At 33.5% G+C, this 20565-nt stretch carries 19 protein-coding genes; 6 read left to right on the forward strand and 13 right to left on the reverse strand.

Annotation, left to right across the window (positions count from 1 at the left end; genetic code table 11):
• Positions 1-51 precede the first annotated feature (51 nt).
• Positions 52-996: a hypothetical protein gene (locus HMPREF2864_RS09220; RefSeq protein ID WP_002492845.1), complete on the reverse strand. Its 945-nt coding sequence runs from the start codon at positions 994-996 to the stop codon at positions 52-54.
• Between the two features lie 388 nt (positions 997-1384).
• A complete protein-coding gene (locus HMPREF2864_RS09225; RefSeq protein ID WP_002460323.1) occupies positions 1385-3211 on the reverse strand; it encodes an APC family permease in 1827 nt (608 codons plus the stop codon).
• Positions 3212-3492: 281 nt separating this feature from the next.
• Here HMPREF2864_RS09225 and HMPREF2864_RS09230 point away from each other — a divergent pair, with 281 nt between their 5' ends.
• Both HMPREF2864_RS09230 and yidC read left to right on the forward strand, forming a co-directional pair.
• Positions 3493-5004: a serine hydrolase domain-containing protein gene (locus tag HMPREF2864_RS09230; RefSeq protein WP_070545452.1), complete on the forward strand. Its 1512-nt coding sequence runs from the start codon at positions 3493-3495 to the stop codon at positions 5002-5004.
• A 111-nt stretch (positions 5005-5115) separates the two neighbouring features.
• On the forward strand, positions 5116-5937 hold the full coding sequence (yidC, locus tag HMPREF2864_RS09235; protein ID WP_002460326.1) for a membrane protein insertase YidC: 822 nt from the start codon (positions 5116-5118) through the stop codon (positions 5935-5937).
• 63 nt (positions 5938-6000) lie between these two features.
• Here the strand turns inward: yidC and HMPREF2864_RS09240 are convergent, their stop codons facing one another.
• From HMPREF2864_RS09240 to HMPREF2864_RS09255, 4 genes are all read right to left on the reverse strand, one after another.
• Positions 6001-6843 carry an NAD-dependent epimerase/dehydratase family protein gene (locus HMPREF2864_RS09240; RefSeq protein ID WP_070545454.1) on the reverse strand — a complete coding sequence of 281 codons (843 nt, stop codon included), beginning with the start codon at positions 6841-6843 and terminating at the stop codon, positions 6001-6003.
• Between the two features lie 203 nt (positions 6844-7046).
• Positions 7047-7352, reverse strand: a complete 306-nt coding sequence (locus HMPREF2864_RS09245; RefSeq protein ID WP_371089615.1) for a GNAT family N-acetyltransferase — start codon at positions 7350-7352, stop codon at positions 7047-7049.
• A gap of 142 nt (positions 7353-7494) precedes the next feature.
• Complete coding sequence (locus HMPREF2864_RS09250; protein ID WP_002492820.1) at positions 7495-8427, reverse strand: 2-dehydropantoate 2-reductase; 933 nt, start codon at positions 8425-8427, stop codon at positions 7495-7497.
• 182 nt (positions 8428-8609) lie between these two features.
• A complete protein-coding gene (locus tag HMPREF2864_RS09255; protein WP_070545458.1) occupies positions 8610-10004 on the reverse strand; it encodes an MFS transporter in 1395 nt (464 codons plus the stop codon).
• 307 nt (positions 10005-10311) lie between these two features.
• Here HMPREF2864_RS09255 and HMPREF2864_RS09260 point away from each other — a divergent pair, with 307 nt between their 5' ends.
• The 4 genes from HMPREF2864_RS09260 (at position 10312) to lrgB (ending at position 14443) form a co-directional block, all read left to right on the forward strand.
• Positions 10312-12066 carry a sensor histidine kinase gene (locus HMPREF2864_RS09260; protein WP_070545460.1) on the forward strand — a complete coding sequence of 585 codons (1755 nt, stop codon included), beginning with the start codon at positions 10312-10314 and terminating at the stop codon, positions 12064-12066.
• On the forward strand, positions 12067-12828 hold the full coding sequence (locus HMPREF2864_RS09265; RefSeq protein ID WP_070545462.1) for a response regulator transcription factor LytR: 762 nt from the start codon (positions 12067-12069) through the stop codon (positions 12826-12828).
• A 452-nt stretch (positions 12829-13280) separates the two neighbouring features.
• On the forward strand, positions 13281-13742 hold the full coding sequence (lrgA, locus tag HMPREF2864_RS09270; RefSeq protein WP_002492530.1) for an antiholin-like murein hydrolase modulator LrgA: 462 nt from the start codon (positions 13281-13283) through the stop codon (positions 13740-13742).
• Positions 13742-14443 (forward strand): antiholin-like protein LrgB, encoded by a 702-nt coding sequence (gene lrgB, locus HMPREF2864_RS09275; RefSeq protein WP_002460339.1) that lies wholly within the window; start codon positions 13742-13744, stop codon positions 14441-14443. The genes lrgA and lrgB overlap by 1 nt, the downstream gene beginning before the upstream one ends.
• Before the next feature lie 272 nt (positions 14444-14715).
• Here lrgB and HMPREF2864_RS09280 read toward each other — a convergent pair whose 3' ends face one another.
• The 7 genes from HMPREF2864_RS09280 to HMPREF2864_RS09310 form a co-directional block, all read right to left on the reverse strand.
• Positions 14716-15372 carry a DUF443 family protein gene (locus tag HMPREF2864_RS09280; RefSeq protein WP_070572223.1) on the reverse strand — a complete coding sequence of 219 codons (657 nt, stop codon included), beginning with the start codon at positions 15370-15372 and terminating at the stop codon, positions 14716-14718.
• A gap of 117 nt (positions 15373-15489) precedes the next feature.
• A complete protein-coding gene (locus HMPREF2864_RS09285; protein ID WP_002460342.1) occupies positions 15490-15801 on the reverse strand; it encodes a DUF4176 domain-containing protein in 312 nt (103 codons plus the stop codon).
• Positions 15798-16433: a DUF443 family protein gene (locus tag HMPREF2864_RS09290; RefSeq protein WP_070572192.1), complete on the reverse strand. Its 636-nt coding sequence runs from the start codon at positions 16431-16433 to the stop codon at positions 15798-15800. The genes HMPREF2864_RS09285 and HMPREF2864_RS09290 overlap by 4 nt, the downstream gene beginning before the upstream one ends.
• A 434-nt stretch (positions 16434-16867) precedes the next feature.
• A complete protein-coding gene (locus tag HMPREF2864_RS09295; protein WP_002460346.1) occupies positions 16868-17548 on the reverse strand; it encodes an ABC transporter permease in 681 nt (226 codons plus the stop codon).
• A complete protein-coding gene (locus HMPREF2864_RS09300; protein WP_002460348.1) occupies positions 17548-18489 on the reverse strand; it encodes an osmoprotectant ABC transporter substrate-binding protein in 942 nt (313 codons plus the stop codon). Before HMPREF2864_RS09300 ends, HMPREF2864_RS09295 begins: the two co-directional genes overlap by 1 nt.
• Positions 18490-18511: 22 nt before the next feature.
• Positions 18512-19147 carry an ABC transporter permease gene (locus HMPREF2864_RS09305; RefSeq protein WP_002460349.1) on the reverse strand — a complete coding sequence of 212 codons (636 nt, stop codon included), beginning with the start codon at positions 19145-19147 and terminating at the stop codon, positions 18512-18514.
• Positions 19147-20397: a betaine/proline/choline family ABC transporter ATP-binding protein gene (locus HMPREF2864_RS09310; RefSeq protein ID WP_002478670.1), complete on the reverse strand. Its 1251-nt coding sequence runs from the start codon at positions 20395-20397 to the stop codon at positions 19147-19149. The genes HMPREF2864_RS09305 and HMPREF2864_RS09310 overlap by 1 nt, the downstream gene beginning before the upstream one ends.
• Between the last annotated feature and the right edge of the window lie 168 nt (positions 20398-20565).

The raw sequence follows: 20565 nt of genomic DNA on the forward strand, positions 1-20565 counted from the left end.
ATATAAAGGTACGACCTCCTTAACTATGGAAGTCGTACCTTTTTAATGAATTTAAGAATCATGTACACCTTGGTCTAATACTTCTTTTTGCTCTTTAATGAATTTCATCATAGATAGATAATTACTGTTACCAAAATCCCTAGAACCACTCATAAATTCAATACCACTTAAATAAGCAACTTGTGGTTCTTTATCACTATTATAATTAAACGGTGAGAAAGTATAGAAAGCAAGTACTGGCACTTGATCTTCTTTCTTTTTCGCTGGTGCTTTAGCGATGACTGATACATTGACTAATGGAATACCAGAATATTTCATTTGTCCTATACCGTAAGACACTGGTTTAGGAGCTACCAATTGATTTAATGTTTTAATGTCTTTCATTTTGTCACCATCTAAAGCTTTTTCAAAATCAGCTGTATAGAATCCTGGTTCGATTGACGCATAAACGAGTTTACCATCTTTATATTTAGTTAAAATCTCAGCATAAAACTCTGGGATATTGCTCTTTCCTATTTTCTTACCACTTGGATCAACATACCAATAGTCAATTTGTTTCAGACCACCTGGATTTTTTATTTCTTTACGTTTAACACCTTTTTTATCTTTAAAGAAGTCATCAACTTCTTTCATAGATGCCCCTTTTGATTCTTTAACATAGTTATAATCTGCAAGTTCAACCTTTTTCATAAGTTCTTTATAATCTTTCCAACCTTGCATACCTGTTTTATTTGTTAATGACTTTTCAGTAACAAGTGGATCCAACTTGCCCATGATGTCTACTTTTTCTTTTTTACTTGCTTTCTTTTCTAATTCTTTATATTCTTTTTCTTTGTCAGTCATCTTATCGTCATCTTTAATTTTAACTGTTTCAGTATCTGTTTTAGATGATTTATCCGATTTGGTTGATGACTCTTTGTTATCATTATCATGGTGTGAGCAACCAGCTAATGTAAGTCCTAATGCAAGTAAAATCATAACTATACCTTTACGCATATTTGTTCCTCTTCTCTATTCGTATTTAATACTAGCGTCATACAATTCAAAAACGATGTTATATTTAAATTTTACAATAGTTGACTTACTATTTAAATAACTTTTTTAATATTTTAAGCAAAATAAAAAAGAAATCCGTATAGCACATAAATTTCTATGACATGTTAAAAAAGGAGCGGAACAGAATTCATTATGAATTCGTAGTCCCGCCCCGGCAAGATTAACTCGGATTGAAAAAGCTTGGTATACGCATATTTTCAATCCAGTCAACGACTGCCAATATATGGCATTCATAGCCTAAAACATAATAATGTCCCAGACTTTTTATGCTTTTATTTTTGGATTTATATCCCCGTCTAACCTCTATCATCTGTACAACAGGGTTTAATTATTTTTTTAACTTATACGGAATCGTCGCAAGAATAACATTTTTTTGATAGAATAAATGCATTTTCAAGCGAATACTCGTTTGATTGTGTAAAAAGTTATGCCATGGCTTTTTAGTTACAAATTGAGGTACAACCACGGTGATGACATAGTTCTTATCATTAGCTTTTTTATTAATTTTATCAATAAAGCGTGATATTGGACGTATCACACTACGATATTCTGAACGTAAAATAACCAAACGTATATCTGGAAAATGAGCTTTCCATTTATTTTGCAAACATGTTTCATCTTTATCTCCAAATGACACATGCACAGCAATGACGTCATCTGCAATCATTTGCGCGTAATAAATAGATTTATCAACGGCAGATGTAATACTACTAATCGGTACTAATGCTAAATTTTTATCCACGATTGGCATGTCTTGAATCATCGCATTTGAACGTAATTGTTCGGCAATATCTCTATAATGCATTCGTATTTTTAAGAAGCCAATAACGACGATTGGCAAGAAAATGAGAATTGGCCAAACCTGATTAAATTTCGTAATTAAGAATATCATAAATACGACAAAAGTAATGGTACCACCAACTGCATTCGCAATCAGTTTGACAGCCCATCCTTTTTCTCGACCCTTTATCCATTTAATGACCATACCAAACTGGGCTAATGTAAATGGAATAAATACACCTGTGGCATATAATGGAATGAGATTTTCAGTCTTACCATCAAATAAGATAATTAAAATAATCGCAAGTACTCCTAAGACGATGATAGAGTTAGAATAACCTAATCTATCACCTCTCGCCGTAAACATGACTGGCATATATTTATCTTTAGCCATGCTTGCAGCTAGCATTGGAAAGGCCGTAAAACCTGTATTTGCAGCAAGAACTAGAATCATTACTGTCGTAGCCTGTACAAAATAATATGCCACATTCTGGCCTAATACATGTTTAGCTAATTGTGATAGTACCGTTGTTTCTTCTTGTGGTAAAATGCCATACCAATATGATAAGCCTACGATGCCCACTAATAAGAAGCCCAAAATACTACCCATAGCGATAAGTGTTTTAACTGCGTTATTAGGTCCTGGTTCTTTAAAGTTTGTTACAGCATTAGAAATCGCTTCTACCCCAGTTAATGACGATGCCCCAGAAGAAAATGCTTTTAATAGCAAGAATAAGCTTACTCCTGGCACAGCCGTTCCTACAGCTGATTGCATGTGTGGTTCTGCCTGACCTGTAGCTACTTTAAATGTTCCTATAATAATCATCACAATAAGGCCCACGATAAATAAATACACCGGATAAGATAACACCGTAGCAGATTCTGTTAAACCACGTAAATTTAACAATAAAATAAACAATACTAATAAACATGCAATTAACACTTTATGTGAATAAAGTGTTGGAATTGCAGCAACAAGTGCATCTGCACCTGATGAAATACTTACCGCTACCGTCAATATATAATCGACAAGCAAAGAGCCACCTGCGAGTAAGCCCCATTTTTCTCCCAAATTAGATTTCGATACCATATAGGCACCGCCACCTTTAGGGTAAGCATAAATGATTTGTCTATATGATAGTGTCAATGCTGCTAACAAGATAAGCACTGCAACTGCAATTGGTAAGGTATACCATGCTGCTGCAGCACCTACAATAGACAAGGTAAGCAGAATTTGTTCTGGACCATAAGCCACGGATGACAAGGCATCCGAAGATAAAATCGCTAATGCTTTAAATTTACTAATCTTTTCATTCTTTAATTCTCTATTTCTTTTAGGTTTGCCAATAATTAGTCTTTTAAATTGATTGAACATAACTACTCTTCCTTATTTATTACATTTCGATGGATAAACTATACTCCCATCTCTAAGAAAAGTATACCGCTGTCATAGAAATTTAATAAATATTTTTGCCCAATTTGTTACAAATTGCCATAAATATTTAACTGCTTTACTATTGTTTTTATATTATAAAATAATTGCCAACAATATATGAAGCCCTTTATTGCGCGTTTTATAATTAAAATTGTTATAATGAGCATATATTTTAAAATGAGTTGAGTGCAATAATTTAGCAAAATTAGGGGTAAATCACGTTGAAGAAGAAAATATTTGCCTTTTTAGGCGGAACCATCTTTGTGGTCACTATACTTACGATCGCCATGATAATCAATCACCATATTAATCAGAAGAAGACAGAAACGATGTTATCTAAGTCATCACAACATTATATAGATAAAATTATCACAAGTGAAATGGATAGTGGACATATTCCCGGACTATCTGTGTTGATTATGAAAGATAATAAAGTCTATTTAAATAAAGGATATGGCTATGCAAATACCAGTACTAAGGTAAAAGCCACACCGAAAACACGTTATGAAATTGCTTCAAATACAAAAGCTTTTACAGGCTATGCAATTTTACAATTAGAAAATGAAGGCAAACTGCATCTATCAGATAAAGTTTCTAAATATGTTCCTGGTTTTTATATGAAATATAAAGATAAGAGAATAGATGATATCACGATAAATCAGTTGATTGCACAAACGAGTGGCATTCCTGGAGATATTACAGATAATGACACCATTACCAGTAAAAATGATAGTCTAAGTGGTATCGTTGATAGCATAAAAGGACGTGAACTCAATAATAAACCAGGTGATCAATTTGAATATTCAAATATGAATTACGACATTTTGGGATTAATTGTGCAAAAGGTTTCAGGCCAATCTTATTCTAGTTACCTTGAAAACCAAATTTTCTCACCACTCAATATGCATCAAACCTATGTTAAAGGTGATACCGAGAAAAAAGGTTCAACAGCTCAAGGTTATGAAATCAAGCATGGCAAAGCCGTAAAAGATAATCCTAAATATAATGTTGGTGATGGCCCAGCCGCTTATATGGTATCTAGTACAAAAGATTTAGAATCATGGATGAGCCGTCAACTTAACCCAACACAAGCCACGCAATCTTTAGTTCAGTCTTCACATAAGCCGAAAGTTAAAACGGCAGACGATAATAAAGCGCCTAGTTATGCAACTGGCTGGTTCGTTGATGACTCAGAAGCAAATACAATTGTATATCATCCTGGTACCCTTGAGAACTTCTCATCGTATATCTTGCTAAATAAAAAGAAAAACTATGGCATTGTTGTGCTGGCCAATGCCTATTCAGATAAAACACCTGACATAGCTGAAGATTTGAACAGTCAAATTTTAAATAACAAAAATTACACAACAATTGAAAATGCAATTAATCAAAGTTCATTAGTTTCTTACGTCATTATCACGTTAAGTCTGTTCATTACAATTGCCATTGCTTTCTACATGTTACGTCGAATAATCAATATCTATCACGGTACATTTGTAATTCATGTTCAAGGGAAACTTTTAGGTTGCTTTTTAATTATTATGGCTGTCTTTATTAGTCTCATGACAGCTATCTATTTGCTACCAGATTTAGTTATGGGCAACACCAACTGGGACTTTATCATGGTATGGTTACCACTGCATGCCAAACTGGCATTGTGGTCTGTTATGCTCACTATCTTATGCGCTACTATCACATTAGTAACGATGCTCTTTTCTAAGAAAAAAAGATAAATTTTATCGTTAAACCTAATTAATTTGAAATAAAAATTAATTAGGTTTAGTTATTTTTTTAATCTTTGTGTTATGCTATGTTTAACAATTATTTGTTGAAGGAGCTTAGCAATGAATAAACATACACGACTCTTATTCTTTAGCTGCATACTGCTACTAGCTGGCTGTAATTATTCAAAAAAACAACATCAAACGGGATTCTTTTTTTATGTATTTGTTAAACCTATTGATTGGCTGTTACACAGCATAGGTCAACTCTTTCACAGCTATGGTATTGCAATTATTCTCATTGTCATCATTATTCGTTCCATTCTGTTACCGTTAATGTTAAATCAAATGAAACAAATGCATACATTACGAGAAAAACGTGCCATCGTACAAGATGAAATAAGTGACATTCAAACACAAATGCGCCAAGCTTCAACGCCAGAGATTCGTAAAGAAGCGAATCAATTGTTGTTAGCTAAATATAAAGAATATGGTATTAGTCCATTTAAAAGTATTTTAGGATCTCTTCCAATCTTTATTCAAATTCCAATCATTTTAGGATTGTTAGCTTGCATTAAGCATCCAACCTCTGATGCATTGGCACAACATCCACATTTTTTATGGTTTAACCTCATGCATCCAGATATTTGGTTGGCATTGTTAGCTGGTTTACTTTACTTCATTCAACCACTGGTCAATGCAATCCATTATCCTAAAGGACAACGCAAAACTTATTATACTATGATGGTGCTTTCTCCTTTATTCATCATTTATGCTTCGCTGCATTCAGCTGCAGCTATTAGTCTCTATTGGGTTGTTAGTGCTTCATTCTTAATTGTACAGACTCATTTTGGCCATCGTCGATATAAGAAACAAGCTCAGGCGGCAGCAATACAACTTGAAAATTACATCGCCCAACGTGATCAAACATCTTCACAACACTGACATATGTAAAAAGCACGCAAGTCCTCCACCGAAGACGCGCGTGCTTTCTATTATCTCGCTTAATTATTGAATTGGATTCATGCCATCTTTCCATGATTTATATTGTAGCGTGCCACCTTGTGACTTAAATTTCTCATTTGATACGCCACGTTCGAATGGCTCTGCAGGTGTAATATTCACTTTAGGATTAACCTTTAGTTGTTGTTTATACCATTGTGCAAAGTCAGAACCTTTGACCGGTTCATCATCTGCAACATTATAAATACCGTTAGCAAAGTTAATTGCTTGGATAGAAGTTTCTACAGCATCATCTAAATGAACAAATGACGTCACACCATCTGATAATGTTACCTCACCATCAATAAATTGATTATAAATCATGCCATCCTTGCCATACCATGTTCCTGGACCATATAACCAACCAAAGCGTAAAACTACATAATTATCCATACGTGCTGTTTGTTCCTCTAAACCTTCAACCGTAATTTTACGATCACCAGTAGAATGATCATCTAATGGTGTCTCTTCTGTAGCTAAACCTTCTCCAGGTTCATAAGTAAATGCGATACTTTGGGCAATGACTTTTTTCACATGATGTTTTAATGCAGCATCAATTAAATTTTTAGAGCCATCAATACGTACTTTTGTATTTGCTGCCATATCAACCTTTTTCAAATCTGTAATTTGATTAATAATTATTTCGGGTTGAAAGTCAGCAATCGCTGCTTCAATCGTGTCAGCTTTTAATATATCTCCAATGTATGCTTTAACATTTGCAGCTTCTAATCTTTGCTTGCCTTGCTCAGAAGTCGTAAAGCCAGCTACATCGTACCCTTCTTCTAATAGACGTTGCGTTAATTTTGTACCAATTAGTCCTGTCGCACCTGTTACAAATATTTTTACCATATGACGTCACCTCGTCCTTATTTTATCATCGTAGCACTCAACAATATGTTGCAGTATTAAAGTTAACACTAGTTACATTTCACATGTGCACATTGTGTTTAAAAACATTTTTTAAAATTAATAATGTAATATGCATACATTAAAGTTGATTTTTAAATAGTAACATATCAAACAGCTGAACTCCATTATCACAAACTGGATAGTCATAATTGGTAATAAAAAACTTTCTTTGTTTCAACATACTTAAAACCAAGACTACGATAAAATGATTGTGTTACAGGACTATCACTTGTACCACCATACATTGTCGTACCACGATAGTCAGTAAAATTTTGTTCCATTAAACGTCTATCAAGCCCTTGGCACTGGTAATTGATGTCAACAGCAATATTTTTAATTTCATAGAAATGCGTATTTCGCATGGCAATCACTGCAATGGTGATAAACGTTTCTCCCTCTAAATAACCCACGACGTATGAATCATATGGATCATAAAGATAACGCAGTATAGCTTATCGTTCAGGATTCTTAGTTATCACTCAATATATCAGTTCTTCCATCGTCTATTCCTTTTGTAAAAAAAGACTGAGCATACACATTATCAATTGGTAATTAATTATAATGCTTGGTCTCAGTCTTTCATTAGTGATTTTATTTCGCTTGTCGTTGGCTCTCTTTAGCATGGATTAAGTTCGTTACAAATTGGTTCACAGGTGCATCGATACCATGTTCCTGTCCTAATCGTGCAACCGCCCCATTGATGTAATCTATTTCTGTAAGACGTTGATTATTGATTAAATCTTGATACATCGAAGGAAAATGTGGTCCTACTTTATGGTTTAAATCCACTAAGTAGTCATAAATATCATCTACGTTTAAATGTACCCCGTCAATGGTTGCCACTGCTAATATTTCTTGCGTTAATTTATAAACTAAATTTAGTGCATATTCACTCGCATTTAATGTTGACAAACGACATTCTAAGACTGTACATAGTGCATTTGCTGTTCCATTTACGCAAATCTTTTTCCAAATCGATTGTTGTAAATTTTCGCTTTTCAATGGATTTAATCCTGAATGTTTCAAAATATCAAAAACAACATCAACATTTGCCTGTCCTTCAGGTATTAATGCGCCAATTTCAACTGGTCCAGCACCCATTAAATGTGTATGTCCTGGTGATTCAAGGCCTGCTGTCCACACCGTCACACCACGTACAATGCGTGCTTCATCTACATAATTAACGATGACATCTTCATGTTTTAATCCGTTCATCGTACAAACCATAATCGTGTGTTCATGAATATGTGGCTTAATCTGTTCTAACATGTCACTTAGTTGCATTGATTTAGTAAATAGAAAGATGACATCATACTGATCACCTTTAGGAATTTCTGTATCGTGATACATTGGGATATTTAAATGATTTGCTTCCCCATTAATATCGATATGTAAACCATCTTGTTTGACAGCTTGCGCTTGTGGTTCCCAGCCGTCAATAAATGTCACATCATAATTTTGTTTATACATCATAGCGCCAAAGCCACTACCTAAAGCACCAGATCCTGCAATTGCTATCTTCATGTTTGTATGCTCCTTCTTTCACCTTAATTAATTTTAAAATACTACTTAACTATGTTAGCGTCAACAACATTAACATAATATTCTTAATTTTTAGATAAAATGGACTAAAAATTTTGAGACAACACTTATTTTATAAGTCGTTGCCTCAATGATGTTCATAAAAATGCTCCATACTAATATTTTTACGGTGTCATATTGGTGCGTTTTGGTACAAGTAATAAGATCATAAAGAATGCTAATACTGCAATTCCAGCGTTAAAGAGCACACCTGCAGCACCGCCCCACTGTAAATTCATTGCTGATGCAAATAGGCCATAAATTGTGCTGGACATAGCAACACCAAAGGCATTCCCTAATGACGATGCCATTTTATAGACGCCAGAAGCGACTCCTACTTTCTCATCCGGCGCTTCGGCAACTGCCGTATCAGTTGATGGTGTCGCATACATTCCAAGTCCAGTACCAAAAAGCAGATACCCTACAACGCTAGAAATGATATACCATATATCTGGCAAGAACGTTAATGACAGTAATAATAAACCTATAAATGTAAACGCACTACCAAATAACAATGGTCGTTTAGCACCTTGTGCTTGTAAAATCTTTTCTCCTACACGAATCATGATTAATACTGATATTAAATAAGTAATAGAAATCATACCAGCTTGTCCTGATGTAAAACCTAATTTTTGTTGATAAAACGTATTAATAACTACAATCGTACCACCAGCAACGCCATTTAACATAAAGTTTGATACTGTAGCACCACTATATCCTTTATTTCTGAATAAATGAAAATCTACCAATGGATTATCAGCTTTATTTTCATAGATAAGAAAAGTAAAGCCCGCTATAAAGAACACAACAAATAATGTGAGAATCATTGGTGAGAATAGTCCTTTATCTGATGCTTGCGTCACTACAACATTGACACTTAACAATGTGATCACTAATAAAATTAGTCCAATAACGTCAAATTTTTTAACTTCTGAGCCAGTTGTTTCAGCTTTCGTTTCCGGTGTATGTTTAATTAAAAAGAATGCAACAAATGACAGCGCTATTGAAATAATAAATATCCAGTGCCATCCAATTGTAGATGCGACCCAACCGCCAAATAAAGAACAAATACCACTGCCTCCCCATGATCCAATAGACCAATAGCTTAATGCACGTTGGCGTTCTTTACCTAAAAAGTATGTGTTAACAATAGCCAGTGTTGCAGGCATGATACATGCTCCAGCAAGTCCTTGTAAAGCACGTCCTGTAATAAGTAGCCAAGGAAATGGTGCAATAATAATTAATAATGAACCCACGATATTTAATGCTAGCCCTAAATAGGTCATCTTGACACGGCCAAACTTATCAGCGATGTCTCCAGCACCTACGACAAACAAGCCAGCAAACAGGGAAGTTAAACTAACAGCAATGTTAATTGTCCCTATATTGGCATTAAATGAAGACTGCAGCGCTGGTATAACACTCACTACTGATTGCGCAAACAACCAAAACGTGAGGACCCCAATAATAATACCTGCTAGCAGTCGATTATCTCCCCTAAATTCTTGTGAAGTGTTCATAATAAAAAATTGCCTCCTAAAATTTCAAACTGAGATGAATGATTGTATATTGAAAACGTTATCATATCTAAAGCTTAAATGGAATTACATACTTAATTATATTATAAAAGCATGTTAACTATTATTTCTCTAAATAGTCGGAATATATGTTTATAGATAAATATTTTACTCTATTCATTTTCAATTTTCCACAGTTAACAAAACGATGACTGTTTAACACATGAGCATAAAAACCTGTTAAAATACTGTTATATAAAACTTTTCAGTTATTTAGAAGTGGAAAATATTTTTTTGGGAGTATGGCACAATGTTCAACCTTTTTATTTTATTATTAGAACGTGTAGGGCTCATTATTATCATTGCTTATTTATTGATGAACACAAGTCATTTTAAAACAATGATGGGAGAGCGAGAAAAATGGCGTTCACAGTGGCAATTGTTAATTATTTTTGGCCTATTTGCGATTACTTCAAATTTTACAGGCATTGAAATTAAAGATGGTCAAATTATTTCAAGCAATATTTATTATCATTTAAATTCTGAAGCTTCCATGGCAAATACACGCGTGTTAACGATAGGTGCATCCGGATTAATTGGGGGTCCATATGTTGCCCTTTTTGTAGGTATCATATCTGGTTTATCACGCATGTATATCGGAGGCGCGGATGCCTACACCTATTTAATTTCATCTATTATTATAGGTTTAACATCAGGGTTTATCGGACATTTAGCCATTAAAAATCATCGTTATCCAACGGTTCTACAAGGGGCAGTTATCGGTATTATCAATGAAGCGATTCAAATGCTATGTATATTAATATTTTCAGAAGATACCACTGCTGCTATTGAACTCGTACAATTAATATCTTTACCCATGATTTTAATTAATAGTATTGGCACCGCAATTTTCTTAAGTATTATTTTATCCACATTGAAACAAGAAGAACAAGCACGTGCCGTTCAAACTCACGATGTATTACAAATAGCTAATGAAACACTGCCTTATTTTAGAGCAGGGCTTAATGAAGCTTCTGCTAAACGTGTGGCAGAGGTGATTTTACCGCTTATGAATGTCTCTGCCGTAGCAATCACTAATAAAAAAGATATCTTAACACATGTGGGCGCAGGAAGTGATCATCATATTGCCAAAAAAGAAATCATTACAAATTTGTCCAAAGAAGTGATTAGAAGTGGACAATTAAAAGAAGCCGAATCTAAAGAAGGCATTGGTTGCAATCATGACAATTGTCCACTTGAAGCCGCAATTGTTATTCCACTTTATACCAATCATAATGTCGTTGGCACATTAAAATTCTACTTTAAAGACAAACACGATGTTACAAATTCGACAAAGCAGTTAGCACGAGGCTTAGCCGAGATTTTTTCAAGTCAGTTAGAACTGGGTAAAGCAGAAACACAAAGTAAATTATTACGTGATGCAGAAATTAAATCATTACAAGCGCAAGTTAATCCGCATTTCTTTTTCAATGCTATCAATACAATATCAGCATTAGTACGCATTGATAGTGAAAAAGCACGTAAATTACTGTTACAACTAAGCCAATTCTTTCGTTCAAATTTACAAGGTGCGCGCAATAATACCATCACATTAGAAAAGGAATTGCAACAAGTTGAAGCATATTTGTCACTCGAACAAGCGCGTTTTCCTAATCGATTTCATATCGATTATCACATCGATAAACAATACCACCACATTTTGATACCGCCATTTATTATTCAAATATTAGTGGAGAATGCGATTAAACATGCGTTTAAAAATAGAAAAGCAAATAATCATATTATCGTCACTGCTAGTCAACACGACGATGCGATTCAATTAACTGTAACTGACAATGGTCAAGGTATTCCAAAAGAACGCATACCATTGTTAGGTCAAATAAGCGTCAACTCTGAAACAGGCACTGGCAGTGGTTTAGAAAATTTAAATCGTCGATTAATCGGCTTATATGGCCCAACTTCACAACTCTCTATTACTTCTACAAATAAAGGAACTCGTGTCAGTTGTATGATTCCTTATCATGAACAAAAGGAGGATATTTAAGTGAACATATTAATCGTAGATGATGAACCTTTAGCACGTAATGAATTACATTATTTATTAGATAATATTCCAACAGTAAAACATGTGGAAGAAGCTGAAAATATATCAGAGACTTTAGAACATTTACTATATGCGTCTTTTGATGCTGTTTTTTTAGATATTAATCTCATGGACGAAAGTGGTATTGATCTTGCAGAAAAAATAAAAAAGATGCAACATGCACCTTACATTATTTTTGCAACGGCACATGACACCTTTGCAGTTAAAGCCTTTGAGTTAAATGCTACAGACTATATATTAAAACCATTCGAGCAACAACGCATTGAACAGACGATAGAAAAAATTGCCCGCACCAAACAGTATGTAAATTCAGCGGCAGATCAAAATAAATTAGAACCACAAAATCATCAAAATATAAACACGCATACGAAGCAAACCGTACTGCCGATTGAGGTGGATGAACGCATTCATGTGCTTAATGTAGAAGATATTGTAGCCGTAACCGTCAATAATGGCATTACAACCATTCATTCAGTAAACCAAGATTACCAAACTTCTGAAAAGCTCAATTATTATGAAAAGAAATTACCCACAACACAATTTCTTAAAATACATCGTTCAACCATTATTAATAAACTGCATATTAAGACTGTAGAACATTGGTTTAATTATACTTATCAACTTACCATGACGTCTGATATCAAGCTACAAGTTAGCCGATCATATATGAAAACATTTAAACAAGAAATAGGTATAGATTAAAGCATAAATCTAACACACGAATCAAATGCAAGACGCTGATTCGTGTTTTTTCTTATTTACAGGATTAATTTAGTTAATATTTTTACATTGTTTTAGTGAAGATTTACAGTCTATGAACAGGATAAGACATAAATTCCAAAATAATTGCACAAAGATGATTAGAAATTAAAAATCCTCTTTGTGCTTCTTTTATATACAATACTTTTTTGATTGGCAGGTATACCAGTGGACTCTATCACGTTGAAATGCACTTCACTTTGTTGGGTCCACCCCAGCTTGCGTTGTCCGTAGAAATGCGTTTTGCATTTCTTTTTGCTGGGGCCCCTGTATCTGGGGTGTGTTTTTTTGTATGTGGGGGTGTGTTTTTTGTATGTCGGGGATGTTTTTGTCACAGTGAAGCGTTTTCATATTAAAATGTGATCAAGATTAATAACCAGGGGGAAATTGATATTATGGCAAATGAAAATGTGAATAAAGCAAAGGCTCATGGTCAGTCTGTTGTGTCTAAAACGTATAACTTTTTCCAGCAAGCATTAACAATAGCAGTGATTTTACTTATTTCGAAAATCATTGAAAGTTTTATACCGTTTCCAATGCCAGCTTCAGTAATAGGGCTAGTATTACTGTTTATTGCATTGTGTACTGGTATTGTGAAGCTGGGACAAGTTGAAAGTGTTGGTACAGCGTTAACGAATAACATCAGTTTCTTATTCGTACCTGCAGGTGTTTCAGTTATTAATTCTTTACCAATTTTAAGCAAAAATCCAATTCTAATTATCTTATTAATTATTATTTCAACATTACTATTACTTGTATGCGTTGGTTTTGCATCGCAATTCTTGGTAACAAAATCATTGTTCCCAACGGCTGAACAAAATGAAAAATCTAGACATGTTGAGGGGGATAATCACTAATGATTGAACATTTAGGAATCAATACACCTTATTTTGGAATATTAGTTTCATTAATACCATTTGTAATCGCACAATATTTTTATAAAAAGACAAATGGTTTCTTCTTACTAGCACCGTTATTTGTAGCCATGGTTGCTGGCATAGTTTTCTTAAAGCTAACAGGCATAAGCTATGCTCAGTACAAAGTCGGTGGAGATATTATATACTTCTTCTTAGAACCAGCAACAATTAGCTTCGCCATTCCACTATACAAAAAACGTGATGTCTTAAAAAAATATTGGTTACAAATTTTTGGTGGAATCACTCTAGGTACACTTGCTGCATTGATTTTAATTTACTTAGTCTCTACATTATTCCAATTAGGAAATACTGTAAGTGCTTCTATGCTTCCACAAGCAGCTACAACAGCGATTGCATTGCCAGTATCAACAGGTATTGGTGGTGTCAAAGAACTTACATCATTAGCGGTTATTCTTAATGCGGTGGTTATCTCTGCCTTAGGTACTAAAATTGTCAAATGGTTTAAAATCTCCAATCCAATTGCACGCGGTTTAGCATTAGGCACAAGCGGACATACACTAGGTGTTGCAGCAGCCAAAGATTTAGGTGAAACAGAAGAATCTATGGGCAGTATTGCAGTCGTTATCGTTGGGGTCATTATAGTAGCAATTGTTCCACCGCTAGCTTCTATTTTATTCTAAACAAAAACTCATAAACGGTTGATTCAATATAGCAGAAATGGGAGCGGGACTATGAATTCATAGTCCCGCTCCAAAAGATTGACTAGGATTAAAAAAGCAATGTATCAGCGTATTTTCAATTTTTTCAACTACTGCCAATATAAAGTTCATAACCTAAAACGTAATGATATGCTCCTACCAAAGCAAATATTGAAAAAATGAAAACCTTGAAGTGTGTTTTTTATAATCTTATTTATTAAGTGTTCCTAATTCCATGGCACTATTTTTGTGGTTCAACCATGGCAATTCATTTCTTTGTTTTTTAATATGATATGAACTTTTTTATCCATAATCGCAAACATATTGATAAAAAAGAAACCTGCTATTATACCTATCCATGCAATAAACATAAATATATTATATAAGTGATCTATTGTAAGCATCTCCATAGTCACCCATGAAATTCCTCCAAGTAAAAGATAAGAAAATAGTGTAAAACCAAAATTTTTTAATGTTGGTATGAGTATAATTTTTGATTTAGTTTTATTTCTCTTATATATATCTAGTGTTACTTTTTTATTGATGTATAAGAAAAAGATAAATATACCTAAAAATCCAATAACACAACTCAATATAGCCACACTTTCTTGCACTTGAACATTAAATACGTCGATATATTTCCTAAATAGTACGTTTGAAATTATAATAATCCCCACACCTATACTTGATCCACTATTTTTGACAGGTTTCACGATATCTAAATTGTTATATTCTTCTTCACTCAATTTGGCGTATCTTTTTGGGATAAACCAATTAATCATTGGAAATAGAAATGTAATCCAGTGACTGATGGTATCAACCATAAAATAGTCATTATTGTATTTTATAATTCGATATTTGGGATTCATATTTATAATTTTTGATTCACATAGAACGTTAATCACTTCCATTTTATTGAAACAATAGTGTCTAATAACCGACATCTTTATTTTTTTCTTTTGGTTAAAAATAGCTAATGAAAATTGATATGTTTCATCAGCTATTTTATAAAATTCACAACTATAGCTTTATTCTAAACCAAATTGTTTTTCTTCTACTTCTCCACGAGTTATATCATCGCTTAATTCATTTAGCATTTCTTGATACAACTCTTGAAATCTTATTTCATCATCATCTGAGTATCCTTCAAATATAACGCGATCGACATTTTCAGTATTAAAATAATATATTTGATTTTCCACTAAACCTAATGGATATTTACAAGCAGAATAGTCAAACATTACTTTTTTATCGTCTTGTTCTATAATTGGACCTCGATTCAATATCATCATTTTTTGTGATCCACCTTTTAAATAGACAATGCTACCTATTGTAATCATATCTTCACCTCTTTGTTTTTTAATATGACATGTACTTTTTTATCCATAATCGCAAACATATTGAAAAAAAAGAAACCCGATATTATGCCTATCCATGCAATAAAAATAAATATATTATATAAGTTTTCTATTACTAGACCATAGAAAGTCATCCATGAAAACCCACCGAATAAAATATAAAAAAATATTGTGAACCCAAAATTTTTAAATGTTGGTATAAGTATAATTTTTGAATGAGTTTTATTTCTCTTATATATATCTAGCGTTACTTTTTTATTGATGTATAAGAAAAAGATAAATACACCTAAAAATCCAATAACACAACTCAATACAGCAACACTTTTTTGTATTTGAATATTAAAAATATTGACGTAATTACGCAAAAGTGCACTAATCAAAATTGCTAGTCCAGCACCTATACTTGCCCCACTATTTTTAACAGGTTTCACGATATCTAAATTGTTATATTCTTCTTCACTCAATTTGGCGTATCTTTTTGGGATAAACCAATTAATCATTGGAAATAGAAATGTAATCCAGTGACTGATGGTATCAACCATGAGATAGTCATCATTGTATTTTATAATTCGATATTTTGGATTCATATTTATAATTTTTGATTCACATAGCACGTTAATCACTTCCATTTTATTGAAACAATAGTGTCTAATAACCGACATCTTTATTTTTATCTTTTGGTTAAAAATAGCTAATGAAAATTAATATGTTTTACTCATATCGCTTTTAATTTCACTCATTAATATTCCACCTTTCAACAATTAAAGTTATATTAATCATTGCTATGTCTTATTCTTAAAAGTTTCACTCTATTTGAATAAAAGTTCGTAAGATGACTAAACAATTGTTAAATTAGAATTATTATAGAATAATAATAGATTATTTACATATGTTTATTCTATCTAAATATTGTGAAAATGTATATATCAATATTTGTTTTTAAACCTTATTTTCCTTTTTTAATTTTTGACTCCTTTGTAAGATTTATCAGTTACAGCTATACAAAAAACCAGCCAACAAATTGATATATTTGCTGGCTGGTGTATTTTTAATTAATTGTTTGAGGTTGTGGACCTTTTTTCTTTTGTGTTGGATCAAGCTTGCGTTCTAACATTCTCAGTCCAATATCGATTAAAATGGCAATGAGCGCAATTGGTATCGCTCCTGCAAGAATAAAGGCTGTACCGTCTGTTGAGTTTGTACCACGTATGATAATATCACCCAATGTTGGTGCTCCAATAAACGAACCAATAGCTACGATGCCAACCGCAACAACAAGTGCAATCCGTATCCCACCGATAATCACGGATAAGGATAATGGTAGTTCAATCATACGTAATACTTGGTTACTTGTCATTCCCATTCCTTTACCTGCATCTTTAATATTGGCATCAACTTCGACAATTCCCGTATACGTATTTTTTATAATTGGTAATAGCCCATACAAAAATACGGTCACTACAACGGTGGTTGGTCCAAGACCTAATGCTAACATTAAAATGGCTAACATAGCGATAGCTGGAACCGTTTGAATCACGTTGGCAATCGTAATCACAGGCCAAGCTAATTTTTTAAATCTAGCAATAAAAATACCAATAGGGATACCCACAATACTTGCAAATAGCACGCCATACACAGACATTAGTAAATGTTTAAAGAATAATCCCATTAAATAGCCGAAATTGGTCGAATAGTAGTGTGCTAATTGTTGTAATAAATTACCATCCATTATTTACTACCTTCTTTCTTATCATCAAAGAAATGATGTTTTTCTAGAAATTCTTTGGCTATGACTGCTGGTTCTTTACCTTGACCATCCGCTTCGTAATTTAATTTCTGCATCTCTTTAGTAGTGACGGTACCTTCTAATTTTTTCAATGCTTTATCTATCTCTGGATGATCTTTAATTAATTTTTCGGTTGCTAATGGACTACCATCATACGGTGGGAAAAATTTGCGATCATCTTTTAAAACTTTTAAGTTATATGCGGCAATACGTCCATCTGTTGAATAACCTACGGCAACATCTAATTTTTTGTTCTTTAAAGCATCATATACTAAACCAATCTGCATTGGTCGTGCACTATCAAATTTGAAGCCGTAGTCTTTTTGGAATGCTGGATAACCATCACCTTGGCGATTCATCCATTGGGTATCCATCCCTAAACGCAGCTCATCTTTGTATTTCTTTAAGTCCGATACTTTCTTTAAATGGTATTTGTCGGCAACTTCTTTGGTCACCATAAATGCATAGGTATTTTCAAAGCCAAATGAATTATAATATTTCTGATTAAATTTCTTTTTAAATAAGCGTTGTGATTCAGACATTGCTTTGTCTGTATCTTTCGTTGGTGGTGCAGCAAGGACACTTGTTAATTCTGTCCCTGTATATCGCACGGCTGACATATTGACATCCCCACGTTGTAAGGCGTTATGTTGAATAATACTTGAACCAAGATTACCAATAATTGTTGGTTTGATTTTACCTTTGGTCTCATGTTCAATCATATATTTTTCAATGTAGCCCATAATTTTTGTTTCACTTGTTTCGGTTGTTGTAATTTTGACATCATCTTTTGAATTGCCATCACCAAGGCCTGGTAAACTACATCCAGATAACACGAGTAGAGATAGGACCATGATGATTAAGCTTGTTTTCACTTTATTCATTATAATGTTCTTCCTCCCTCTATTATCTAGATACTTTTAAGCCTTTTGGGACGACCCATTTTTCAACTAATGATAATAAGAAATCAACAATAAGTGCTATTGCTGTAACAAGTATCGCAGCAGTAATAATCATTGGTGGTTGGTATAAATTTAACCCATTAAATACTAAATCACCTAAACCACCAGCGCCGACATAACTTGCTAATGTTGCCCAACTAATTACATACACGCTTGATAAGCGTATGCCACTAATAATCATTGGCAATGCAAGCGGGAGTTGAACGTCTTTCATAAGTTGAAGTCTAGTCATTCCCATGCTTGTACCGGCTTGAATAACATTTTTATCAATATTTTTCACACCGAGAATGGTATTGTTTAATATAGGTAGTAATACATATACGAATAATGCCACAATGGCAGGCGTTTTACCCACACCAAAAATAGGAATCATTAACGCCAAAATCGCAAGTGTTGGAATGGTTTGAAGCACCCCTGCAATCGTTAATACGATATTTGCTGTTTTTTTAGTTTTAGATAATAAAATTCCAAGCGGAACTGCTATCACAATGGCTAATAGTAATGCAATAATTGATATTTGGAAGTGTTCAATTGTCTTTGATACGAGTTGACTTCCATATTCTTGGAGAAATTCACGCATTAACGATCATCTCCCATTTCGTTTGTTTTATGGTCTAAACCATTCATTACATCTTGTTCTCGAGGTGGTGCATCTTGTTGTGATGTTGACTGTTTATCTTTGTTATCACTGTCCAATGGGGCGGCATCATCATTTTCGTCTCCCCATAATGAATCATAAACAATGTCTACAAGGTTTGCGCGTGTGATAAGTCCTATTAAAGTATTATCATCATCGACAACTGGCACATTACGTACATTTCGCTTTAAAATGGTACGCACAGAATCTTGTAATTTCGTATCGATATGTACTTTATAAACATCACGCTGCATCATATCAATTAATTCTTCACCTCTACGTAAACCTTGATTAATATCTTCAATATCTAAAAAGCCCAATAGTCGATTTTGATTATTCACAACAAATATGGTATCAACACGACGTTCTCTCATAATATTAACTGCATCATTAAGCGAATCATCTGCGTGCACCGTCACAGGTGTAATCATTGCACCTTCTACAGTTTTCATATTTGGTCTATCTTGGATCAATCTATTTTGACCAATAAAATCAACAACAAAATCATTAGCAGGATGTCTTAAAATATTATCTGGCGTATCAAATTGAACAATCTTTCCTTTTGACATAATACAAATGCGGTCTGCTAATTTAATCGCTTCATCCATATCATGCGTTACAAAAATAAAGGTTTTACCTAATTTTTGTTGTAACGTTTTTACTAAATCTTGCAATGTATCACGTGTAATAGGATCTAGTGCACCAAATGGTTCATCCATTAAGATAACATCTTGATCTGCTGCTAATGCACGTACCACCCCAATACGTTGCTGTTGACCACCTGAGAGTTCTGCTGGATAACGATCTAAATAATCCTCTGGTAAGTCAACCAACTTAATCAATTCTTTCGCTCTAGCATCCTTTTTCTCTTTTGACCATTTTAATAGTTTAGGTACTAATACAATATTTTCTCGAATTGTCATATGTGGCATTAATCCAATTTGTTGGATGACATAACCAATACTTCGTCGCAATTCAACCGGATTCATATCCCCAATATTTTTACCATTAATAGTAATTTGTCCTTCTGTTGGTTCAATCATACGATTAATCATTCTTAACGCTGTCGTCTTACCACTTCCACTGGTACCAATAAATGCAATAAATTCCCCTGACTCTATATCCAAAGATATGCGATCTACTGCCTTTTTGTTACCTGAGTATATCTTTGTTAAATTTTTAATACTTAACATCTATGTACTCCCTTTCTTCAATACATATCAGAAAATGATTAACATTATAAAAACCGTCATTCCCTTGGTTTAACAAATATAGTAATAAGTTAACAAGCGCATGACGGCTTTTACTTTAAATCTCATTTAATTGTGATTGTTAATCCATTTTCTTCGCATATATTTTTA

It is taken from the genome of Staphylococcus sp. HMSC059F04, assembly GCF_001812565.1.
GTDB classification, from domain to species: domain Bacteria; phylum Bacillota; class Bacilli; order Staphylococcales; family Staphylococcaceae; genus Staphylococcus; species Staphylococcus lugdunensis.

Bases quoted from the DNA above. Each gene is read 5' to 3' on its own strand.
- HMPREF2864_RS09220 (WP_002492845.1), bottom strand. From the start codon at position 996: ATGCGTAAAGGTATAGTTATGATTTTACTTGCATTAGGACTTACATTA.
- HMPREF2864_RS09225 (WP_002460323.1), bottom strand. From the start codon at position 3,211: ATGTTCAATCAATTTAAAAGACTAATTATTGGCAAACCTAAAAGAAAT.
- yidC (WP_002460326.1), top strand. From the start codon at position 5,116: ATGAATAAACATACACGACTCTTATTCTTTAGCTGCATACTGCTACTA.
- HMPREF2864_RS09240 (WP_070545454.1), bottom strand. From the start codon at position 6,843: ATGGTAAAAATATTTGTAACAGGTGCGACAGGACTAATTGGTACAAAA.
- HMPREF2864_RS09250 (WP_002492820.1), bottom strand. From the start codon at position 8,427: ATGAAGATAGCAATTGCAGGATCTGGTGCTTTAGGTAGTGGCTTTGGC.
- HMPREF2864_RS09255 (WP_070545458.1), bottom strand. From the start codon at position 10,004: ATGAACACTTCACAAGAATTTAGGGGAGATAATCGACTGCTAGCAGGT.
- HMPREF2864_RS09260 (WP_070545460.1), top strand. From the start codon at position 10,312: ATGTTCAACCTTTTTATTTTATTATTAGAACGTGTAGGGCTCATTATT.
- lrgA (WP_002492530.1), top strand. From the start codon at position 13,281: ATGGCAAATGAAAATGTGAATAAAGCAAAGGCTCATGGTCAGTCTGTT.
- lrgB (WP_002460339.1), top strand. From the start codon at position 13,742: ATGATTGAACATTTAGGAATCAATACACCTTATTTTGGAATATTAGTT.
- HMPREF2864_RS09280 (WP_070572223.1), bottom strand. From the start codon at position 15,372: ATGGAAGTGATTAACGTTCTATGTGAATCAAAAATTATAAATATGAAT.
- HMPREF2864_RS09285 (WP_002460342.1), bottom strand. From the start codon at position 15,801: ATGATTACAATAGGTAGCATTGTCTATTTAAAAGGTGGATCACAAAAA.
- HMPREF2864_RS09295 (WP_002460346.1), bottom strand. From the start codon at position 17,548: ATGGATGGTAATTTATTACAACAATTAGCACACTACTATTCGACCAAT.
- HMPREF2864_RS09300 (WP_002460348.1), bottom strand. From the start codon at position 18,489: ATGAATAAAGTGAAAACAAGCTTAATCATCATGGTCCTATCTCTACTC.
- HMPREF2864_RS09305 (WP_002460349.1), bottom strand. From the start codon at position 19,147: ATGCGTGAATTTCTCCAAGAATATGGAAGTCAACTCGTATCAAAGACA.
- HMPREF2864_RS09310 (WP_002478670.1), bottom strand. From the start codon at position 20,397: ATGTTAAGTATTAAAAATTTAACAAAGATATACTCAGGTAACAAAAAG.